The sequence below is a fragment of the Exiguobacterium sp. HSB13 genome (genome assembly GCF_056764755.1).
The window spans coordinates 769,635-786,946 of record NZ_JBUZOM010000001.1 but is presented as its reverse complement, the minus strand read 5'-3'; the positions used below and the strand labels follow the sequence as shown (position 1 = coordinate 786,946).

General features: G+C 44.5%; 21 protein-coding genes and 1 pseudogene. 15 read left to right on the top strand and 7 right to left on the bottom strand.

Annotated elements, in window-relative coordinates:
• Positions 1 to 50: 50 nt before the first annotated feature.
• The 3 genes and pseudogenes from ACZGCQ_RS04205 (at position 51) to ACZGCQ_RS04195 (ending at position 2,897) form a co-directional block, all read left to right on the top strand.
• On the top strand, positions 51 to 1,937 hold the full coding sequence (locus ACZGCQ_RS04205; protein WP_481265550.1) for a DUF4084 domain-containing protein: 1,887 nt from the start codon (positions 51 to 53) through the stop codon (positions 1,935 to 1,937).
• Between the two features lie 154 nt (positions 1,938 to 2,091).
• Positions 2,092 to 2,378: pseudogene (locus ACZGCQ_RS04200) on the top strand (hypothetical protein).
• 291 nt (positions 2,379 to 2,669) lie between these two features.
• Positions 2,670 to 2,897, top strand: coding sequence for a hypothetical protein (locus ACZGCQ_RS04195; protein ID WP_481265549.1), 228 nt, complete (start codon positions 2,670 to 2,672; stop codon positions 2,895 to 2,897).
• 99 nt (positions 2,898 to 2,996) lie between these two features.
• Here the strand turns inward: ACZGCQ_RS04195 and ACZGCQ_RS04190 are convergent, their stop codons facing one another.
• Positions 2,997 to 3,713 (bottom strand): GntR family transcriptional regulator, encoded by a 717-nt coding sequence (locus ACZGCQ_RS04190; RefSeq protein WP_058703449.1) that lies wholly within the window; start codon positions 3,711 to 3,713, stop codon positions 2,997 to 2,999.
• A gap of 173 nt (positions 3,714 to 3,886) precedes the next feature.
• Between ACZGCQ_RS04190 and ACZGCQ_RS04185 the strand changes: the two genes are divergently transcribed.
• From ACZGCQ_RS04185 to chbG, 5 genes are read left to right on the top strand one after another with little or no spacing between them, the layout of a single operon-like run.
• Positions 3,887 to 5,209, top strand: a complete 1,323-nt coding sequence (locus tag ACZGCQ_RS04185) for a 6-phospho-beta-glucosidase (protein WP_481265548.1) — start codon at positions 3,887 to 3,889, stop codon at positions 5,207 to 5,209.
• On the top strand, positions 5,206 to 6,525 hold the full coding sequence (celB, locus tag ACZGCQ_RS04180) for a PTS cellobiose transporter subunit IIC (RefSeq protein WP_481265547.1): 1,320 nt from the start codon (positions 5,206 to 5,208) through the stop codon (positions 6,523 to 6,525). The genes ACZGCQ_RS04185 and celB overlap by 4 nt, the downstream gene beginning before the upstream one ends.
• A complete protein-coding gene (locus ACZGCQ_RS04175; RefSeq protein ID WP_481265546.1) occupies positions 6,522 to 6,854 on the top strand; it encodes a PTS lactose/cellobiose transporter subunit IIA in 333 nt (110 codons plus the stop codon). The genes celB and ACZGCQ_RS04175 overlap by 4 nt, the downstream gene beginning before the upstream one ends.
• Positions 6,851 to 7,153: a PTS sugar transporter subunit IIB gene (locus ACZGCQ_RS04170; protein WP_047390543.1), complete on the top strand. Its 303-nt coding sequence runs from the start codon at positions 6,851 to 6,853 to the stop codon at positions 7,151 to 7,153. The genes ACZGCQ_RS04175 and ACZGCQ_RS04170 overlap by 4 nt, the downstream gene beginning before the upstream one ends.
• Complete coding sequence (gene chbG, locus ACZGCQ_RS04165; protein WP_481265545.1) at positions 7,146 to 7,838, top strand: chitin disaccharide deacetylase; 693 nt, start codon at positions 7,146 to 7,148, stop codon at positions 7,836 to 7,838. The genes ACZGCQ_RS04170 and chbG overlap by 8 nt, the downstream gene beginning before the upstream one ends.
• A gap of 146 nt (positions 7,839 to 7,984) precedes the next feature.
• Here the strand turns inward: chbG and ACZGCQ_RS04160 are convergent, their stop codons facing one another.
• Complete coding sequence (locus tag ACZGCQ_RS04160) at positions 7,985 to 8,860, bottom strand: MerR family transcriptional regulator (protein ID WP_481265544.1); 876 nt, start codon at positions 8,858 to 8,860, stop codon at positions 7,985 to 7,987.
• 109 nt (positions 8,861 to 8,969) lie between these two features.
• Between ACZGCQ_RS04160 and ACZGCQ_RS04155 the strand changes: the two genes are divergently transcribed.
• Positions 8,970 to 10,028: a serine hydrolase domain-containing protein gene (locus tag ACZGCQ_RS04155; RefSeq protein WP_481265543.1), complete on the top strand. Its 1,059-nt coding sequence runs from the start codon at positions 8,970 to 8,972 to the stop codon at positions 10,026 to 10,028.
• A gap of 412 nt (positions 10,029 to 10,440) precedes the next feature.
• Positions 10,441 to 10,743, top strand: a complete 303-nt coding sequence (locus ACZGCQ_RS04150; RefSeq protein WP_481265542.1) for a hypothetical protein — start codon at positions 10,441 to 10,443, stop codon at positions 10,741 to 10,743.
• Between the two features lie 94 nt (positions 10,744 to 10,837).
• On the opposite strand, the gene ACZGCQ_RS04145 is transcribed toward ACZGCQ_RS04150, so the two are convergent.
• From ACZGCQ_RS04145 to ACZGCQ_RS04135, 3 genes are all read right to left on the bottom strand, one after another.
• Positions 10,838 to 11,098, bottom strand: a complete 261-nt coding sequence (locus ACZGCQ_RS04145) for a hypothetical protein (protein WP_481265541.1) — start codon at positions 11,096 to 11,098, stop codon at positions 10,838 to 10,840.
• Between the two features lie 26 nt (positions 11,099 to 11,124).
• Positions 11,125 to 11,877 (bottom strand): collagenase, encoded by a 753-nt coding sequence (locus ACZGCQ_RS04140; RefSeq protein WP_251137834.1) that lies wholly within the window; start codon positions 11,875 to 11,877, stop codon positions 11,125 to 11,127.
• Between the two features lie 92 nt (positions 11,878 to 11,969).
• Complete coding sequence (locus tag ACZGCQ_RS04135; protein ID WP_481265540.1) at positions 11,970 to 12,887, bottom strand: NAD(P)-dependent alcohol dehydrogenase; 918 nt, start codon at positions 12,885 to 12,887, stop codon at positions 11,970 to 11,972.
• Positions 12,888 to 13,075: 188 nt separating this feature from the next.
• Here ACZGCQ_RS04135 and ACZGCQ_RS04130 point away from each other — a divergent pair, with 188 nt between their 5' ends.
• The 4 genes from ACZGCQ_RS04130 to ACZGCQ_RS04115 all read left to right on the top strand — a co-directional run bounded on the left by ACZGCQ_RS04130 (position 13,076) and on the right by ACZGCQ_RS04115 (position 14,721).
• Positions 13,076 to 13,375, top strand: a complete 300-nt coding sequence (locus ACZGCQ_RS04130; RefSeq protein ID WP_481265539.1) for a hypothetical protein — start codon at positions 13,076 to 13,078, stop codon at positions 13,373 to 13,375.
• A gap of 15 nt (positions 13,376 to 13,390) precedes the next feature.
• Positions 13,391 to 13,591, top strand: a complete 201-nt coding sequence (locus ACZGCQ_RS04125; RefSeq protein WP_481265538.1) for a hypothetical protein — start codon at positions 13,391 to 13,393, stop codon at positions 13,589 to 13,591.
• Between the two features lie 28 nt (positions 13,592 to 13,619).
• Positions 13,620 to 14,309, top strand: a complete 690-nt coding sequence (locus ACZGCQ_RS04120; RefSeq protein ID WP_481265537.1) for a hypothetical protein — start codon at positions 13,620 to 13,622, stop codon at positions 14,307 to 14,309.
• Between the two features lie 109 nt (positions 14,310 to 14,418).
• On the top strand, positions 14,419 to 14,721 hold the full coding sequence (locus ACZGCQ_RS04115) for a hypothetical protein (protein WP_481265536.1): 303 nt from the start codon (positions 14,419 to 14,421) through the stop codon (positions 14,719 to 14,721).
• Positions 14,722 to 14,779: 58 nt separating this feature from the next.
• Here the strand turns inward: ACZGCQ_RS04115 and ACZGCQ_RS04110 are convergent, their stop codons facing one another.
• Positions 14,780 to 15,397, bottom strand: coding sequence for a hypothetical protein (locus ACZGCQ_RS04110; RefSeq protein ID WP_481265535.1), 618 nt, complete (start codon positions 15,395 to 15,397; stop codon positions 14,780 to 14,782).
• A 66-nt stretch (positions 15,398 to 15,463) separates the two neighbouring features.
• The gene (locus ACZGCQ_RS04105; protein WP_023468096.1) at positions 15,464 to 15,793 is read right to left on the bottom strand and encodes a winged helix-turn-helix transcriptional regulator; all 330 of its coding nucleotides are present in this window, start codon (positions 15,791 to 15,793) and stop codon (positions 15,464 to 15,466) included.
• A 311-nt stretch (positions 15,794 to 16,104) separates the two neighbouring features.
• On the opposite strand from ACZGCQ_RS04105, the gene ACZGCQ_RS04100 reads away from it, so the two are divergent.
• Entirely contained in the window at positions 16,105 to 17,307 is a 1,203-nt protein-coding gene (locus ACZGCQ_RS04100) for an MFS transporter (protein ID WP_481265534.1), read from the top strand.
• The last annotated feature ends 5 nt before the right edge of the window (positions 17,308 to 17,312 follow it).

Genomic DNA, 17,312 nt, shown 5'->3' with positions numbered 1-17,312 from the left:
AAGCTCATTGTATACTAAGTGAATATGATAAGAAGGAGTATAAGAATAGCATGTTTAAACAACCTAAAAGCTTTATCCTCATCATTCTACTTTATGCTTTAGGCTATTATGGATGGATTGTCACTTTTTCTGATTCTCAATTTCTTGAAGCACTAGGGGGAAATATTTTTTCAATTGCAGGATTGTTGATCGCCCTTCTCTACTTGAGGATTGCTATCAAATGGGCTGATTCAAATGATCGTAAGTTCTGGTTACTTATCACTTTCGGCACCTTTTGTTATTTAATCGCCGAATTGATTTGGTTTTTCACAGAAAATATTTTTCACAAAAACGTGGCGTTTCCAGGATGGCCAGACGTGTTTTACATTCTACAAGTTATCTTCCTGCTTTACGCTCTGATTTACAAAATTTTGAAGGATGCAGCTATACAGCAACGCATTTCATTTTTATTCGATGTCATGATTATTTTAGTCGTTGCGAGTACCTTCTCTTGGCACTTTTTAATCGAGCCTATTTTGGATACGAGTGGGGCAACCATGAATGCTCTCATTGTCTCCCTAATCTACCCTTTAGGAGACTTGGGCATGTTAGTCGCCGCTTCCTTTTTATTCTTTAACCTTACGAGTAAGGATAAAAGTTTATCTATGTATCTCATTATCGCAGCCGTCACGATACAAGCAATCGCTGACTCTGTTTACTTGTATTTGATTGCTCAAGACACATACATCTCAGGTAGTTTAATTGATCCTCTGTTCATCATAGCAATGATCGTTTTAGCTTTTGCAGGTCTTCAACATCAGCCAAATACTATATGTACAACGTCAACAACTCATCCTGAAAAGTTAAATATTTTTCAAATGCTCACGCCTTATGGAGGAGTCTTGATTCTGTTCGTCTTCATGGGTTTTCATTCGCGTAGTTTCGATATCGTGACAGTTGGTTCAGGACTCTCCATTTTACTCGTCATCACTCGGCAAGTCTTAATCATTGTCGAGAATCATAAGTTAGTCCGGCGCTACTACGATCAAGCACAAACGCTTGAATTAAGTGAAGAACGGTATAAATCCTTGTTCGAATATCATCCAGATCCAGTGTACTCAACTGACCTTAAAGGTCAATTTGATAGTGCGAATACTGCCTGTAGCGATCTTCTCGGCGTCTCTAAGACCGACTTGATGGGTCAAAATAGCCTTCGCTATGTCAAAGATACACATCGGATGACGGTCGCAGAAGAACTAAAGGAAGTATTTAAAGGTATGCCCCGAAGTTATGAGACCGTTATTGAAAATGCATTCGGTTCCAGTATGTATATGAACATCACCAATGTTCCAATCATCGTCCAAAACGAAATTGTTGGAATCTTCGGTATCGGTAAGGATGTGACTGAAATAAAGCGAAATGAACAACGTATTCAATACCTTGCCTATCATGATGCGTTGACAGGATTATTCAATCGCCTTGCGTTCGAAGAACGCCTGTTAAAGCTCATTAAAAGTGATTCTTTTCATCCTCCATCAAATGTGTCTTTATTTTTCATGGATTTAAATCAATTCAAAGCAGTCAACGATACTCTTGGACACGATGTCGGTGACCAATTATTGAAAGCGGTCGCTAGAAGACTACAATCATTCGATGCGGATTTTGACATGATGGCACGGCAAGGCGGTGATGAATTTACATTACTTTTAAAGAATGTTAAATCATACGAACAACTTCATCGTATTGCAAATCAGTTGTTGAGCACGTTACAAGCACCTTATGAGATTGCCAATCATATGATTTCTTGTCCGCCAAGCATCGGTATCTCCTGCTATCCGACGGATGCCTCGAGTATGCTCGAGATGCTACAGCACGCGGATCTCGCCATGTATCGCGCAAAAGACATTCCCTCAGGAAGCTACGTTCTTTATAATGAACTTCAACATATGCCGAGTTAAAAAAACTTATTTGTCTTGGGTATTGACTCTTTACAATATGAAACCAGCACCTGATTATTTATCAGATGCTGGTTTTTATTAAATGATAGTACGTTTAAAGGAAATAAAAATAGTGGTTCGCTAATTAATCTTAAAATGTAAGGAGTATACAGTTATGAATGTAGATATTCATCAATTGTCCATCCATGAGACTCCTCCGATGGAGCTCTTGCTAGCGGCGGACCCGTCTCTGAAGTTAGTCGAAAACTATGTAAAAAGAGGTCATTGTTTCGTTGCTGAAAACAATGAACAATGGATCGGCGTGTATGTACTTCTCCCGACAAGACCGCAAACAATCGAATCGGAATCGACATGAACTTTTTCTTGAGACACTATTAAGAGGAAATCATCGAAAATGGAATCCGGTGTACCGATATGATTCGATTATCCCAAGATATATGAGAATATCAGCATCCTTTTTATGAAAAGCGTGGTACTATCTCTGACAATGCAACTTGAACGATGATGGACAACACATTCATAAGTCATTGCCGTTAAATAAGATTGCAAAAAATGGATCTACACCACATAATATGAACATACGTTCTTATTACAAGGAGGTCCACCATGCAGCACCTTCAAAAAGAAATGACTCATCCTGCACCGTTACACACCATGAACCGGCCGATTTGCCTTTCCATCGATTCATCCATTCATCTTTACCATGATGCTTCTGTTCCTATGACTTACAAAATGGAAGTCATATTATTCATCGCTTTACGGGAGAGATTATCCTTAAAACTGCTTCCTCCCCATCACTCCGGTGGCATTACAGAACTTGTCTACATAGAAGAAGTCGACTTCGAGAGTCGACAGTTGACGCTCTTTCATATGAACGATTCGTCATTGTCCTATCATCGCTACGTCGAAAACGATTATTTACTCTCCCAACAGCCTCAACTATTACTTAGCATGATGTAAGTTGAAACAAAATGATGACGTCAAAAGAGGTTGAATCCATTCCGATGTCTGAATGGATTCAACCTCTTTTCGCGCTTCTCAACAACAGCGCTATTCCATTTAACGATACGAACGTTCAATCACGAAGTTTGTCTTATCGCCGCGGAAGTAGGATCGTGAATACTCGATGATTCGACCTTCCTGATCCTCCGTTACTGTTTCGATGTAGAAACATGGCGCATTGACTGGACATTTCAGATGACTACTGATCGCTTCATCCGCTAGGACGATTTCGAGTGACTCTGTCGTTTTCGCTACCTGAATGTCGAAAACTTTTGCTAATGTATCGAACAACGAATGCTCCGCTTGTTCCTTCGTAATCCCTGGAGCAATCGACCAGGGGATGAATGAGATTTCATATTGTGTCGGTTCACCATCTGCATGACGAATCCGTTCAATCTTCTGAATGGGCGCTTGCTCTTCTACAGGAAAGACTTCCGTTAAGACGTCGGTCGCAGAGACGACGGATAATTGAATCAAAGACACCTCGCCCCGCTTACCTTGCACTGCTAACTGAGCGGCGTAATTGTTCGGTGTATGCGACAATGTCTGCCGCACTTTTTTACCGGCGACGAACGTCCCACGTCCTTGCTGTCGAATCAGATACCCTTCAAGCGTCAACTGGTTCAACGCACCTCGAACGGTCGTCCGACTGACATCGAACTCTTCACAAAGTACATACTCCGTCGGGAACTTCTTCCCTTCTTCGTAATAGCCTCTCTTGATTCGCGACAGTAACTCTTCCTTGATTGCCGTCTGTAACGTCGATTGCGACATACCCCCACCTCTTCCTCTAATCCTTTGTGCCTTTATTGTGATACAGACATCATACAAATGCAAATACAAATCATAATTTGTTTTATTTGTATTTTTATATTGCTCTAAGTTGTATTATTTGTTACATTTGTTACAACAAAAAGAAATCGCTTTCATGAGGAGGAATTCACAACATGCCACTCAAGGTCGTCATCATCGGTGGAGGCTCCAGCTATACACCGGAAATCATCGAAGGCTTCATCTTGCGTCACCATTCCTTTCCGGTCGACGAGGTCGTGCTTGTCGATATCGAAGACGGAAAAGAAAAGCTCGAAACCGTTGGCAAACTCGCACAACGGATGATTGACAAGTCTAACGTGAAGATCGCACTTCGTTGGACACTCGATCGAAGAGAAGCGCTCCGTGGAGCCGACTTCGTTTCGACGCAAATTCGGGTCGGTGGTCTTGCGGCCCGTGCGCTTGATGAGCGCATCCCACTGAAGCACGGCTTCATCGGTCAAGAGACGAATGGCGCTGGCGGTATGTTCAAGGCGTTTCGGACGATTCCCGTCTTACTTGAGCTCGCTGACGAGATGGCGGAACTCTGTCCCGACGCCTGGTTAATTAATTTCACCAATCCTGCAGGGATCGTGACCGAGGCACTTCTAAAACATTCCAAGCATCAGAAGGTGATTGGTGTCTGTAACATCCCGTTCAACATGCGGAACTCCGTCGCTGAAATCCTACATGCCCCCGTCGAGCACGTCTCGATCGAATTTATCGGGTTGAATCACTTCATCTTTGGTCGACAAGTCACGGTGAATGGTGTCGACCGCACAGAAGACGTTCTTTCCGCATTGAGTCAAGGGAACGACTACTCACCAGCGAATATCGTCGGACTTGGTTGGTCCGAGTCGTTTCTGAATTCGATCAAGATGTTGCCGAACCCGTACCATCAATATTATTTCCAAACGCGTGACGTGCTCGCAAAAGATCGACAAGCTTACGAAGAGAACGGGACACGCGCTGAAGTCGTTCAAGAAGTCGAACGCCGACTATTTGAGCAGTACCGAGACGTGTCACTCGACGTGAAACCGAAAGAGCTCGAACAACGCGGTGGAGCCTATTATTCGGATGCAGCGTGTAACTTAATGGACTCGCTCTATAACGACCGTGGTGATATCCAAACCGTCAATACGCTGAATCAAGGAACGATCTGTGACTTACCGGAAGATGCGGTCATCGAGGTCAACGCCGTCATCACAAAAGCTGGGCCACGTCCGCTATCAATCGGTAGCTTACCACTCTCCGTCCGTGGACTGATCACGAACTTAAAGACATTCGAGCAACTGACGATTCAAGCCGCCATTTCCGGGAAGTACGAGGATGCTTACCTCGCTGCCCTGATGAACCCATTGATCCAAGACGAAAAACGGATCGACGCTTTACTTGAAGAGCTGTTTCGCGCGCATCACCCGTACTTACCCCAATTCCAGCTTAAGGAGGTTCTCTCATGAACAAGTTCATTGAAATTGCCGGACGGATCGGTTCCCAGCGCCATCTTGTCGCCATCCGTGACGGCTTTGTCTCTGTCATGCCGCTCATCATCGTCGGTTCACTCGCGATTCTAATCAATAACTTTCCTGCCATCCAGCTCGGTAGCTGGTCGCTCGATTTCGTCGGCTCGATGAACAATGCTTTTGGTGAAGGCAGTTGGCAACGGCTTGGCGGCAACATTTGGAATGCCTCCTTCGCGATTCTCGGTTTATTGGTCGCTTTCTCGATTGCCTATAACTTGGCACGGTCCTACGATATCGATGGTCTCGCCGCTGGTATCCTGTCAATTGCGTCTTACGTCATGCTTGTTCCAGTCACGAAAGACTGGGGACTTAGCTTCGCTTGGCTCGGTGCCCAAGGGTTATTCGTTGCCATCATTGTCTCGCTCCTCGTGACGGAAGCATTCCGCCTTCTCATCCATACGAAGCTGACGATCCGGATGCCGGAGGGTGTGCCCGGTGGTGTCACCCGATCGTTCCAAGCCTTGATTCCTTCGATGATCATCTTGACGGTCGTTGCTGCGATCCAGTTGTTCATCCAAGTGAAACTCGAGCTCAGCATCTTTGAGGTCATCTTCAAGGCAATCCAGCAACCGCTTCAAGGCTTCGGTGATTCGCTTGCCGCTGGTCTGATCATCGCCCTATTGAACCATGTCCTATGGTTTTTTGGATTACACGGCACGAACATCATCGGGTCGGTCATCGAGCCGATCTACCTGCCGCTGATTGAACAAAACTTAGCTGCATTTCAAGCTGGTGCCTCCGCCTATGACGTCCCGTACACGGTAACGAAACCGTTCCTCGATGCGTTCGTCTTCATGGGTGGCTCTGGTACGACGTTGTCACTACTACTTGCGATCTTCATCGTCGTCCGTAAACAACGCAATCATCCCTATCATCAAGTCGCTAAGCTATCTGCTCCAGCCGGGCTGTTCAACATCAACGAACCGGTCATCTTCGGCATGCCGATCGTGCTCAACCCGGTCATGTTGATTCCATTCATTCTCGCACCGGTCGTCTTGACGGTCGTCTCATATGTTGCATTATCAACCGGAATGGTTCCAAAGACGGTCGCTATCGTACCATGGACGACACCACCAATCATCAGCGGGTACCTTGTCACCGGTGGTAGCATCCGCGGTGTCCTACTTCAGGTGTTCAACTTGACGCTCGCGACACTCATTTACATCCCGTTCGTCGTAGCAGGAGCACGCGCCATGACTGCCGAAATCAATCGAAATAAAGTCAGCATCCACGAAGGAGAGAAAATTAGTTGAAAACAGAATCAATCCAACAATTATCGTTCATGATCATCTTACATGCCGGAAATGCACGATCAAGTGCGTTTGAGGCGATCGCCGCTGCCAAACGCAGCGACGCTGCGCTCGTAAAAGAAAAGCTGGAAGAAGCTGAAACCTCGTTTCTTGAAGCACATAAACTCCAAACGGAACTCTTACAAGAAGAAGCACGAGGAACCAGCAACGAGATGAGCGTCCTACTCGTCCACGCTCAAGATCATCTGATGACGGCGATGACGGTCAAGGAACTGGTGACCGAGATGATCGACATGATCACTAAAATCAATCGACTGGAGGAAGCGAAATGAATATCTTACTCGTCTGCTCAGCAGGCATGTCCACTTCAATCTTAGTAGAAAAAATGCGGACGGAAGCCGTAGCACGAGGGCTTGACGCAACGATCGAAGCAGTACCCGAATCGCGACTAAAGGAACATACGACGATGGACGTCATCTTGATCGGTCCGCAAGTCCGCTACCTCGAGAATAAAATCCGTACAGCAGTTAACGTGCCGGTTGCTGTGATTGACAACATGGCATACGGGTTGATGAAGGGCGATCAAGTGCTTGATCAAGCACTCTCGCTGACTGGCACGGCACATGCCTAAGACGCGTGTAATCGTCAATGCTGATGATTTCGGTTTGACGACGGGTATTAACCAAGGCATCATCGAGAGTCATCTTTACGGTCCCGTCAATTCGACGACGCTGATGATGAACGGACATGCGGTCGAAGAAGCTGTTCGACTTTCTCAGCAACACCCGGACCTGCATGTCGGCGTACATCTCGTGCTCTCTTGGGGAAAACCGCTCGCTTCGACAAGTCAGTCGTTAACAAAGGAGGACGGGACGTTTCGTTTCACGAGTCGCTTTTTGAAGGAAGAGCCACCGGATCCTGAAGACGTCTACCTGGAATGGAAAGCCCAGATTGAAGCTTTTCTTGCTACCGGGCTGTCGTTACACCACTTAGACAGTCACCATCATATCCACGGCTGGTCCGCGATCGACTCTGTCATCGTCGAACTCGCTAATGAATATCAAACGACGTTCCGTGCTGCGGGGAACAAGAAGCACCGGGATCTCTGGCTGACGAATCGCTTCGATGAGCGGTTTTATGGAGAGGGCGTTTCGTTTGCGACACTTGATTCAATCACACCCGGTTCATCCGTTGAGGTCATGGTGCACCCTGCCAACATGGATGCGTTACTTCCAAGCGTCACGTCTTATGTGAATCAGCGACTCGTCGAGAAAGATCTTTTAACGAGATATACTCCACCGGATTGGTGGACATGAAAATAACATCCCTACTGCCTTGACAAACCAAGGAGTAGGGATGTTGTCATTTTCTTTATGAAACGTTGCGATAAGAAATTGCGATTTATTTTAGAATTAATTTTACAAATATATAATTTAACTACATGATGAACGCTGCTTACACACTACGCATTATTTGGTGTAATACGAAATTGAGTTTCAGAAAGTATATCTTCCGAATAATCAATCGCAGTTAACTGAGTGAGGTCTGTTAAGACGATGTCAATTAATGGTCCTTCGACTTTATAGTTATTTTCTTGAAGCCATTCTTGTAGAAATGAATATAATTTACGAAATCGTTCCTTCCCCGCCATACCTCTACTCACAATACAAGCATAACTACCACTAGGCAAAGTCGCATTCTGAAACGGGGATGTCATGGAAGGAAGAAGCACGCCTACCTCTAAATCGATTTCTGGAAGATGTCTTTCGAAGTGAGAAAATTCTTCATTTAGTTGGATATGATGATGCTGTAACAAGAGCGATGTAACGGGTACATCCTCAAACGAATTTTCTTTGAGTAACTGTAGAAACGCGTCTTGATAGATATCAATTCCCCCTCTGTCGAAAATCTTTCGCTTCGATAGAATAGGTCGTTCATCAAAATGTTTCACTACTATTTCCCAACTATCCTTTTTCGTGATTGTTGATGAAATTAATTCCTTTTCTATAGATTCGATTCGGCGATGCACTTCCTTCTCAGTCTGAAGAAGTGCCAACCGCTTTAACTTAATTTCTTGTTTCTTCTTATCTAACAATCCAAGTTGAAGATTCACATCTCTTTCGTTTAAAAAAAGTTGAACTTCTTCAAGAGAAAAATTCATTCTGCGCAGATGCTGGACGATTTTCATATGTGTGATGTCGTGTTGTGTGTAATATCGATACTTACTATGTGGATCGATTTGACGCGAACGGATCAGACCAATCTGATCATAATAACGTAGTGTCGATGCAGGTATCCCACTTTGTTTTGCAGCCTCTCCAATTTTAAATAAACTCAAGTTATCTCTCCTTTTAAACTATATTTTATAGAAAGCTTGACCTTAAAGTTACTTGAAGGTTGATAATCAATCAGTGTCATCACAACATTGATTGAAGGAGAACTGAACTATGAAGTCAAGAAGGAAACGTACTCTTTTATTTTTATCTCTAATAGTAATTGGGAGTCTTTTCGTCTATCTTACCCGCCCTTTCGTACAAAACGAAACAGATAATGAAAATATTTTACTTCAAAGTAAAGCAGATACTGAACAGTTGAAGATAAGTCTTCAACAGCAGATGAAACGCAATAAGTCGGACGCATTATATGCAATTCAGGATACCCAACAAGTGGCATCCATCGGCTCTTCGAACGAATTGTATAATGTTGCTTCTATTCGTAAAAGCATCATCAGTGCACTATTTGGGATTGCAGAGGAAAAAAGGTTAGTAGACTTGGATATGACATTGGGACAACTCTCTGTCGATGATTCCAAGCAACCCTTAACGAAACAAGAGAAATCCGCAACAATTCGGGACTTATTACAAGCACGATCAGGTATCTACTTAAACGCATTGGGTGAATCACAACGAATGAAAGATTTACGTCCAAAACGTGAAAGTCATACTCCAGGAAGTTTTTATTACTATAACAATTGGGATTTTAACATGTTGGGGCTTATTCTTGAGAAAGAGACGAAAATGAAAATCGGAGATGCTTTTGAACAATGGATCGCCAAGCCTGTTGGCATGAAAACATTCAGCCCTTCTCATGTCACTTATGAAAAGAATGAAGAAACATCCATTCCGATGTATCGATTTTATATGTCTGCCGAAAACCTTGCCCGATTTGGTGCGCTTTATGCCCAAGATGGTAAGTGGAAAGGACGATCCGTTATTCCAATCAAGTGGGTTGAGGAGAGTACAATGGCTTACTCTAAGATTTCGGACGTCGATCGTTTTTCAGGATATGGATATCTTTGGTGGTTAGAATCAAATGCTAAACATCCTCTGTTATGGGGAGTGGGATCAGGCGGACAGTTTTTAATCGTTGATCGGAAGAATAATTTATCTATCGCTTTATTGAATGACACTGGAACTTCGCCATTATCAACTCTCACTTATCGTTGGTTCGGACAGGAATCGACATATGCTGAGGCAAGGGCGATTCATCGACTATTAATAAAGTAGAATGTAGGAAATATGAAAAATCCCTGCTCTCTTGACAAAACGAGGAGTGGGGATGTTGTCATCTATTCCTAAAATTTTATGATGAAAATCCACGGTTTTAATTGGAATTAATTTTACAGATACATTACTTAATGTCATAATAATGGTAACCCTTTCATAAGGAGGAGATACTTTTGAAAAAACAGCTTGCTTTTGCCGGTTCTTTTGCGCTCTCAGCTATCACGATCATCATCATTCTTAAATTAGTTGGAGTCGATATCTAAAGCAATCACTCAAATGATGTAGATTTTCAAATTAATGATTCAATCGCTGTTATGATGCATCGTCCTCCGATCATCTGTAACAGCTTTTCTAGGTTTAATGCTATGGAACGATCGGAAGTGATGAATTGAAAAAAATCGGAATCAACGTTTTGGTTGTCTTTCTCCTACTAGGTGGACTGCTGTTTTACTTAGACGTCCGATACGATGAACGATTCGAGCAGCACGTCAGCACTAAGGTTGAGACTTATGTCGAGAAAAAATATGGTCCAGCTCATGTCGTCTCACTCCACTCTGCTTATGACGACAAACACCGCGATAAAGAGAAACGCTATCAAATTGCCGTGAAAGTACAGGGGCAAGGACTTCAAAAAGAGGAATATTTCTTGTATCGTCTTCAAGATGATCACGTCGTCGAGATGGGCACGACGACCAGTTTGCCAAAGCGAGACTAAATCACGTGATGCTTTCTAATTTCACACTACATATTAGCAAAGGTCAGAAGATTCTTTTTTACTCGGAATCAACTGACCTTTTCGTTTAACCTTTTTAAGGCTCAGAAATACCGTAAGCCAGTAACAGTAAATATGACATCATGCAGAACGTAATGAGATGGACACCGACGAATCCCCACTTGAGTATTCGGTGCTTCGTTTTGTACCCTGTGTATACGCCGACTAACGGAATGATAAACAGAAGTAAGATATAGACAGTACCAAACCCTTTCAGACTGACTCCGCTCTTCATCACGAAAAAGAAGAAACAAAAGCAGATGAATGCAGATAACGAAAGAATACTGTAACGATTCATAAGCCCTCCTCCACTACAAACACAGCTTAGCGTCTTACCGTCTGAAGATTGAAGTATTCCGATAGCGGCACGATCCGCCCCTGTTCATGCCAGTTCCGATATGCTTCGAAAACACGTAAGACGTCCCCGTCATACCGCTCTTCGATGAGATGGTGGATTGCGAGAAAGCTTCGCCAATAATCAAACATGATACTCGACAGACTACCAGCATAGGAGGCACTCCCAAATTGATCAATCGAGCGCGCTCCATACTCCTCCTGAAAGAGCTCGACCAGCTCTGTCTCGATTGTTGTAATTCGCTTGAATGCTTCGTCCGACAACAAATTCTTTCGGGGCAGGTACTCACACATTCCCTCTTCGAACCAGATCCCGTCTGCTCTCTCATCGTCGAATTCATCAACGAACAAATCTAAGTGATGCGTCAGTTCATGACCAGCAATCGTCAAGACGTGATCTTCCGCGAGCGTTTCGTAGAATGCTCGAATATGCGGTACGTCCTTCCCGTCGAGTTGGGATAAAAATAACGTTCGCCACTCTGTAACATCTGGTGATATGTAGATCAAGTCCTTATTCGTAAATGCTGGAATCGGAATGTCCGAGAACACGGTCGTCGCGAGTTCCGCTGACGTCCAAACGATTCCTTTCGGCACGTCGATCAGTTGATACGTCTCTTGTAAGATCATTTGATACTCGTCTAACCGTGCTTGAAAGCGATGCGTGACCGCTTCGTATTTGTCATAGTCCGTTTTTGTCTCAAACGCATGAATCTGTTTCATCATCGCTATATCCCCCATCCTTAAAAAAGCCTATTTCATTTTAACATATATTGGATAAACATAAAAAAACCACCTGACCCAGGTGGTTCGATGAATCATTCGTTTGCTATTAACACGACGACGTTACCGAATTTTTGCCCGGTATCGACATAACGATGCGCTTCGACGATCTCATCAAGGGAATAGATATGGTCGATGACGGCTTTAAATCGTCCCGCTTCAAACAATTCATTCAAATAGTGTAGATCCTCTTTCCGTTCTTTCGCCACACCTTGTCCCGCGACAGATGCAAAGGCACCGTTTTGTTTGACGTGTCGTTTCGCTTGCGTCTTATTGATCTTTCCGGATGCATCGAAGACGGCATCGTACTTCAGCAACAATCCATCGTAACCGTCCTTTGTATAATCGATGACGTGATCGGCACCGAGCGCTTTGACCCGCTCCGTGTTTCGTCCACTACAGACAGCCGTCACCTGCAGCCCTTTTGCTTTGGCGATCTGAACGGCAGCCGTCCCGACAGCGCCAGACGCACCGTAAATCAAGATTGTCTTCATCTGATCGATTTGGAGTTTCCGGAAGAAATGAAGCGACGTCGTACCACCGAACGGGAGACAGACCGCTTCCGTGTACGATGCGTGCTGCGGCATTTTTGCAATGCAACGTTTCTCAGACACGCACGCATATTCGGCGTATCCACCGAAGCCAAATCCCGTCAAGGCATGGACACGGTCTCCGACTTGAAACTGCTTGACGTCCTGACCGACTTCGACGACTTCACCGGCAAGAACGACGCCAAGGATCGGTTGTCGCGGTCGCTTAAAGCCGACAGCTAGAAGCATTGGAAGTTTCCCTAACAGCGGAACATCGAGCGAACGCATGCGACGATCTCCGGAATGGACAGCAGATGCATGTACTTTAATCAGTAGATCGTTTGATTTTGGAACCGGGCGTGGTACCTCTGTGATGTGCAAGACGTCCGGGGATCCGTAGCGGGTACAGATGGCTGCCTTCATCGTAATGCCTCCTCATATCGAGATGATAGTATTCCCTTAATCATACGCTGATTTCGATCTGAATTCCTGTTATTTTGGAGTAAGAAAGTTTTTTAAATTCGCATCAATCAGTATCACAACTGGTAAAATTTATATAATAATACGATTTCATCTAACCCTATTAACTGACGAAAGCAGGTGCCTGGTTCATGCCGACACGTCGTTGGCTTTTCGCTTTTATTTTATTCCTTAGTATGCCGCTTGGTGCCTGTACACACGAGAACGATGCACGAATCGTCGAGAAAATTACAGGGGATACGTTATTTGTTGCTCCGAGTGAACAACATCCGGACGAGCAGTATGCATTAACAGAAATTCGCGTCACAACGGACACGATCGTCTATGGCAAAACGGATAACACGGCTGCCATTCAGACGGGTGATACGATTCAAGTGACGTTTGCAAAGGACTCGATTGTCGCGACCGAGATCCGTCGAACGAAAAACTAAGAAAGAGGGTTATCCATGATAGTCCAAGTACTTCGCTATCTACGCAATATTTTCATGATTACCACTGCGATTTTTGGTTCATCCTATTTTTTTCAAAAGAATATCGGTAATGATCTCATTGGTTTCCTGTTCATCGGAATCATAGGTGCGATTGGGTTTTTCATTACCCTCGGACTTCTCTTGTATCTTAAACGAAAAGAATCGCACGGTTTTTAATACGTTTGTCAAAGGAGACACGTTTATAATGGGACATACAAAAAAATCACACCTCATTCAGTTGAAAGTACTCTTCGCGCTTCTGATCACGCTTTCGATGATGGGTGCTATTTTCGCACCTCATTCTGTCGATGCAGCGACTAAGGAGTATACATCGTACAAAAAACTAAAACTCGGCATGACCGCGACAGACGTCGCAAAGTCGCTCTACGGAAAATCATATAAGAAATACATAAAGAAAGAACATGGTGTCACGACACTCAATCAAAAGGTAGTATTGAATGAGATCAAAGACGACTATGCTTTATATGCTTTCTCATTTTATCCATACGATGAAAAAAATGATCATTGGTCTTTACAGCGCATGCACCTGATCTTCAAAACGAAACAAAAAGGTCACACGTTATATCTTGTGCAAAAGGAATACACCCCTAAAACGCCTTCGAAAAAACGACTCTTGCCAGGAAAGAAATTTAAACCAGGCATGACGATAGCTGAATTCGATCATATTCTTTCGGGCAAGGGGCTAGGTGTCATGACGGCTCACCGTACAGAAGATTACTCTAAGATCGGAAAAGCCTATAATGACAGTACAGTCGAATATCCAGAAAAACAGACATCACTCTTTTACTCGTATCGGAATCCTACGGGTGATGATTGGATGATCGTTGAATTTAAATATGATTTCAATCAAAAGAGATACATCGCTCAAAAATAACGAGTATTCATCTTCGGATGAATACTTTTTTACTTTTAATTGAAATTGATTGAATCTTTTTACATAAATATTCGTAAAAATCTGTATATACGAAAGGAGCTCGACACACATGTTTGATTTGTTATTGGCCGTTGGTGTTTGTCTCGTTGGCTATTGGTTCTACTATGTCTTCTTACTCGGATTCAAAAAAGGAAACATCGTCATGACGTTTAATGAGCGGTTCATCCATCATGAAGACCATATTCAAGCTGTTAAGCGAAGATTAAAGGATGACGGTCGACACTTCGATTATCTTGGAGATCGCAAATTCATCGTCGATGGAAAACCGTATCTGTTCATGGAACGGACGGTTCCAGGGGACTTTGGTCCCTTGCAGCAGACGATTCTAAAAGGTCAACGCAAAGCGTTCTAACCAAAGCACCGCTCCTTCTGTCGACGACAGAGGGAGCGGTGCTCGTTTCATTCAAATATTATTCAGGTGTATGTGCATACAATTCATCCATGACGCGTCGAATCGCGGGCAACGAATGCTCTAAATCAATCCAGGTTTTAAAATAATACTCGAAAAAGACACCTTGGTTCCGCATCCGTTCTAATGTATTAATCGGATCTCCTTCGGTGACCCAATCTAGGTTCTCAAAATTTGTATAACTATCCGTACACGATACGTCCTCCTCGTGAATGCCTGACTCTAAATAACCATTCGAACAGGTCTCATTTTGTACATCGATTTGTCGATAAAAATCACGAAGTCCTTCCTTTGGACGATTGATATGGTAGGACTCACCCGATTGATAACTCTCCTGGTAATACCATTCCCACAAGATGACCCATTTCCAAACCAACCCATCGATTAGATAATGACCGATTGCCCGGTCCATCCGGCAAAAGTTAAACCGAAACGTCCGTTCACCAAAGTTCGTCTTCAAATCAAGGACAACTTTGATGTCGCTGGTTTCCGGTGGATGACCGAAAAATAAGATGCCATGCTCGAATCCTTGTGCAAACTCATCGATTGACTGGCGTCTACCTGCTTTATCCTCAAAATTAACGGTAATCGAATCAAATTGAACGATTGGTTGCTTCATCTTTTTCTCCCCCTGCATATGATGTACTCAAAAAAGTGAGCCTCAGACGAGACTCACTTTTATTCGTCATGACGAGACGACTTCTCCACCCGTCAAATCGATATGTCCTTCTCCCCATGCACACATCGCGTCAAGAATCGGCTTCAGCGACCAGCCGTACTCGGATAACGAATAGACGACTTTCGGTGGGACTTGTTCAAAGACCGTCCGGATGATGACGCCATCTTCTTCTAACTCCCGCAATTGTTGCGTCAGCATTTTTTGCGTGATCGTCGGCATCAGCTTGCGAAGCTCACTTGTCCGACGCTCGCCTTTAATCAAATGACACATGATGACGACCTTCCACTTACCACCGATAACTTCGAGTGTCGCTTCAACTGGGATATTGTATGGCATGTTCGTTCCATCCTTTCGTGATTCCGTTGAGAGCATAGGCACTTTTTAGTGCCTACCGTACTTGAAAGTGCGTACTTCCCAAGCGGATTGGCTGGCTTTATGATAGCAATTGTTAACGGAAAGTACAACCTCCTTTTAGACCTTGCATCTCAAAGGAGGAGTAGGGTACTTTTAAGTGCCTATCGCACTTTAAAGTACGTACTTCCCGAAAGGAAGCACCCCCGTTATGCTGGGGTCATGTCAATCGGATCACGTTCGGTCGGGCCCACCGGACACGATCCCTACTGAAATCATTTTTAGGAGGAATCCCCATGAATCAATTAAATCAACAGGTCCAGGAGGAACAGGTCCCAAGAAACGGCGGACTTGCCCTACTTGCCTTAGCAATCAGCGCCTTTGGGATCGGTACGACGGAATTCGTTCCCGTCGGACTGCTCGCAGCGATCGCTGGTGACTTAAATATCGGCATCACACTCGCTGGTCTCATCATCTCTGGTTACGCGATCGGTGTCGCCGTCGGTGCTCCGATCTTGACGGCACTGACGAACCGGATGAATCGAAAAATATTACTGATGGCATTGATGGTCGTCTTCATCGTTGGTAACCTCGTCTCAGCGATTTCACCGACATTCGAATTGTTGATCGTCGCCCGTTTCATCACAGCTTTCTCGCACGGTGTTTTCTTCTCAATCGGTGCGACGATTGCCGTCCAGCTCGTACCGGAGCATAAAAAAGCGAGTGCCATCGCCTTAATGTTCACAGGTCTGACGGTCGCAACAGTCACAGGTGTGCCACTCGGGACATTCATCGGTCAATCATTCGGTTGGCGCGCGACGTTCTTCGCAGTTGCTGCACTCGGTATTATTGCGATCATCGCAAGCTTCTTCTTGATTCCAAAAGACTTGAAACAATCACCACCTGCTAAGTTCTCCGACATGTTCAAACTGTTGACGAACGGACGCTTGATGCTCGGCTTCTTAATCACTGCCCTCGGTTACGGTGGAACGTTCGTCGCCTTTACGTATTTAACACCGATCATGCAGGACGTCACGAAAATCAGTCCAAGCTTAATCAGTATCATTCTGCTCGTTTACGGAATCGCGGTTGCAATCGGGAACACGGTCGGCGGAAAACTTGCGAACGGTAATCCGATTAAAGCGTTGTTCTATATGTTCATTCTCCATGCCATCGTCATGATCGCTCTCTCGTTCATGATTCCGTTCAAGGTCGCTGGTATCATCGGCATCATCTTGATGGGACTTCTTGCCTTCATGAACGTGCCTGGACTCCAGCTCTATATCGTCCAGTTGGCTGAAAAATATGTCCCAGCAGCAGTCGATGTTGCATCTGCCTTGAATATCGCAGCCTTCAACATCGGCATCGCACTCGGAGCAACGATTGGTGGTCTCGTCACCGATACGATCGGTCTTGTCCACACGCCATGGGTCGGCGGGATCATGGTTATCCTTGCCGTCATCTTGACTGGTGTCTCACGTCGTCTCGAACATCAATAAGGAGG

Bases quoted from the DNA above. Each gene is read 5' to 3' on its own strand.
- ACZGCQ_RS04115 (WP_481265536.1), top strand. From the start codon at position 14,419: ATGTTTGATTTGTTATTGGCCGTTGGTGTTTGTCTCGTTGGCTATTGG.
- ACZGCQ_RS04195 (WP_481265549.1), top strand. From the start codon at position 2,670: ATGGAAGTCATATTATTCATCGCTTTACGGGAGAGATTATCCTTAAAA.
- ACZGCQ_RS04130 (WP_481265539.1), top strand. From the start codon at position 13,076: ATGCCGACACGTCGTTGGCTTTTCGCTTTTATTTTATTCCTTAGTATG.
- ACZGCQ_RS04120 (WP_481265537.1), top strand. From the start codon at position 13,620: ATGGGACATACAAAAAAATCACACCTCATTCAGTTGAAAGTACTCTTC.
- ACZGCQ_RS04205 (WP_481265550.1), top strand. From the start codon at position 51: ATGTTTAAACAACCTAAAAGCTTTATCCTCATCATTCTACTTTATGCT.
- ACZGCQ_RS04155 (WP_481265543.1), top strand. From the start codon at position 8,970: ATGAAGTCAAGAAGGAAACGTACTCTTTTATTTTTATCTCTAATAGTA.
- ACZGCQ_RS04145 (WP_481265541.1), bottom strand. From the start codon at position 11,098: ATGAATCGTTACAGTATTCTTTCGTTATCTGCATTCATCTGCTTTTGT.
- ACZGCQ_RS04190 (WP_058703449.1), bottom strand. From the start codon at position 3,713: ATGTCGCAATCGACGTTACAGACGGCAATCAAGGAAGAGTTACTGTCG.
- ACZGCQ_RS04170 (WP_047390543.1), top strand. From the start codon at position 6,851: ATGAATATCTTACTCGTCTGCTCAGCAGGCATGTCCACTTCAATCTTA.
- ACZGCQ_RS04185 (WP_481265548.1), top strand. From the start codon at position 3,887: ATGCCACTCAAGGTCGTCATCATCGGTGGAGGCTCCAGCTATACACCG.
- ACZGCQ_RS04105 (WP_023468096.1), bottom strand. From the start codon at position 15,793: ATGCCATACAATATCCCAGTTGAAGCGACACTCGAAGTTATCGGTGGT.
- ACZGCQ_RS04135 (WP_481265540.1), bottom strand. From the start codon at position 12,887: ATGAAGGCAGCCATCTGTACCCGCTACGGATCCCCGGACGTCTTGCAC.
- ACZGCQ_RS04140 (WP_251137834.1), bottom strand. From the start codon at position 11,877: ATGATGAAACAGATTCATGCGTTTGAGACAAAAACGGACTATGACAAA.
- ACZGCQ_RS04100 (WP_481265534.1), top strand. From the start codon at position 16,105: ATGAATCAATTAAATCAACAGGTCCAGGAGGAACAGGTCCCAAGAAAC.
- ACZGCQ_RS04110 (WP_481265535.1), bottom strand. From the start codon at position 15,397: ATGAAGCAACCAATCGTTCAATTTGATTCGATTACCGTTAATTTTGAG.
- ACZGCQ_RS04125 (WP_481265538.1), top strand. From the start codon at position 13,391: ATGATAGTCCAAGTACTTCGCTATCTACGCAATATTTTCATGATTACC.
- chbG (WP_481265545.1), top strand. From the start codon at position 7,146: ATGCCTAAGACGCGTGTAATCGTCAATGCTGATGATTTCGGTTTGACG.
- celB (WP_481265547.1), top strand. From the start codon at position 5,206: ATGAACAAGTTCATTGAAATTGCCGGACGGATCGGTTCCCAGCGCCAT.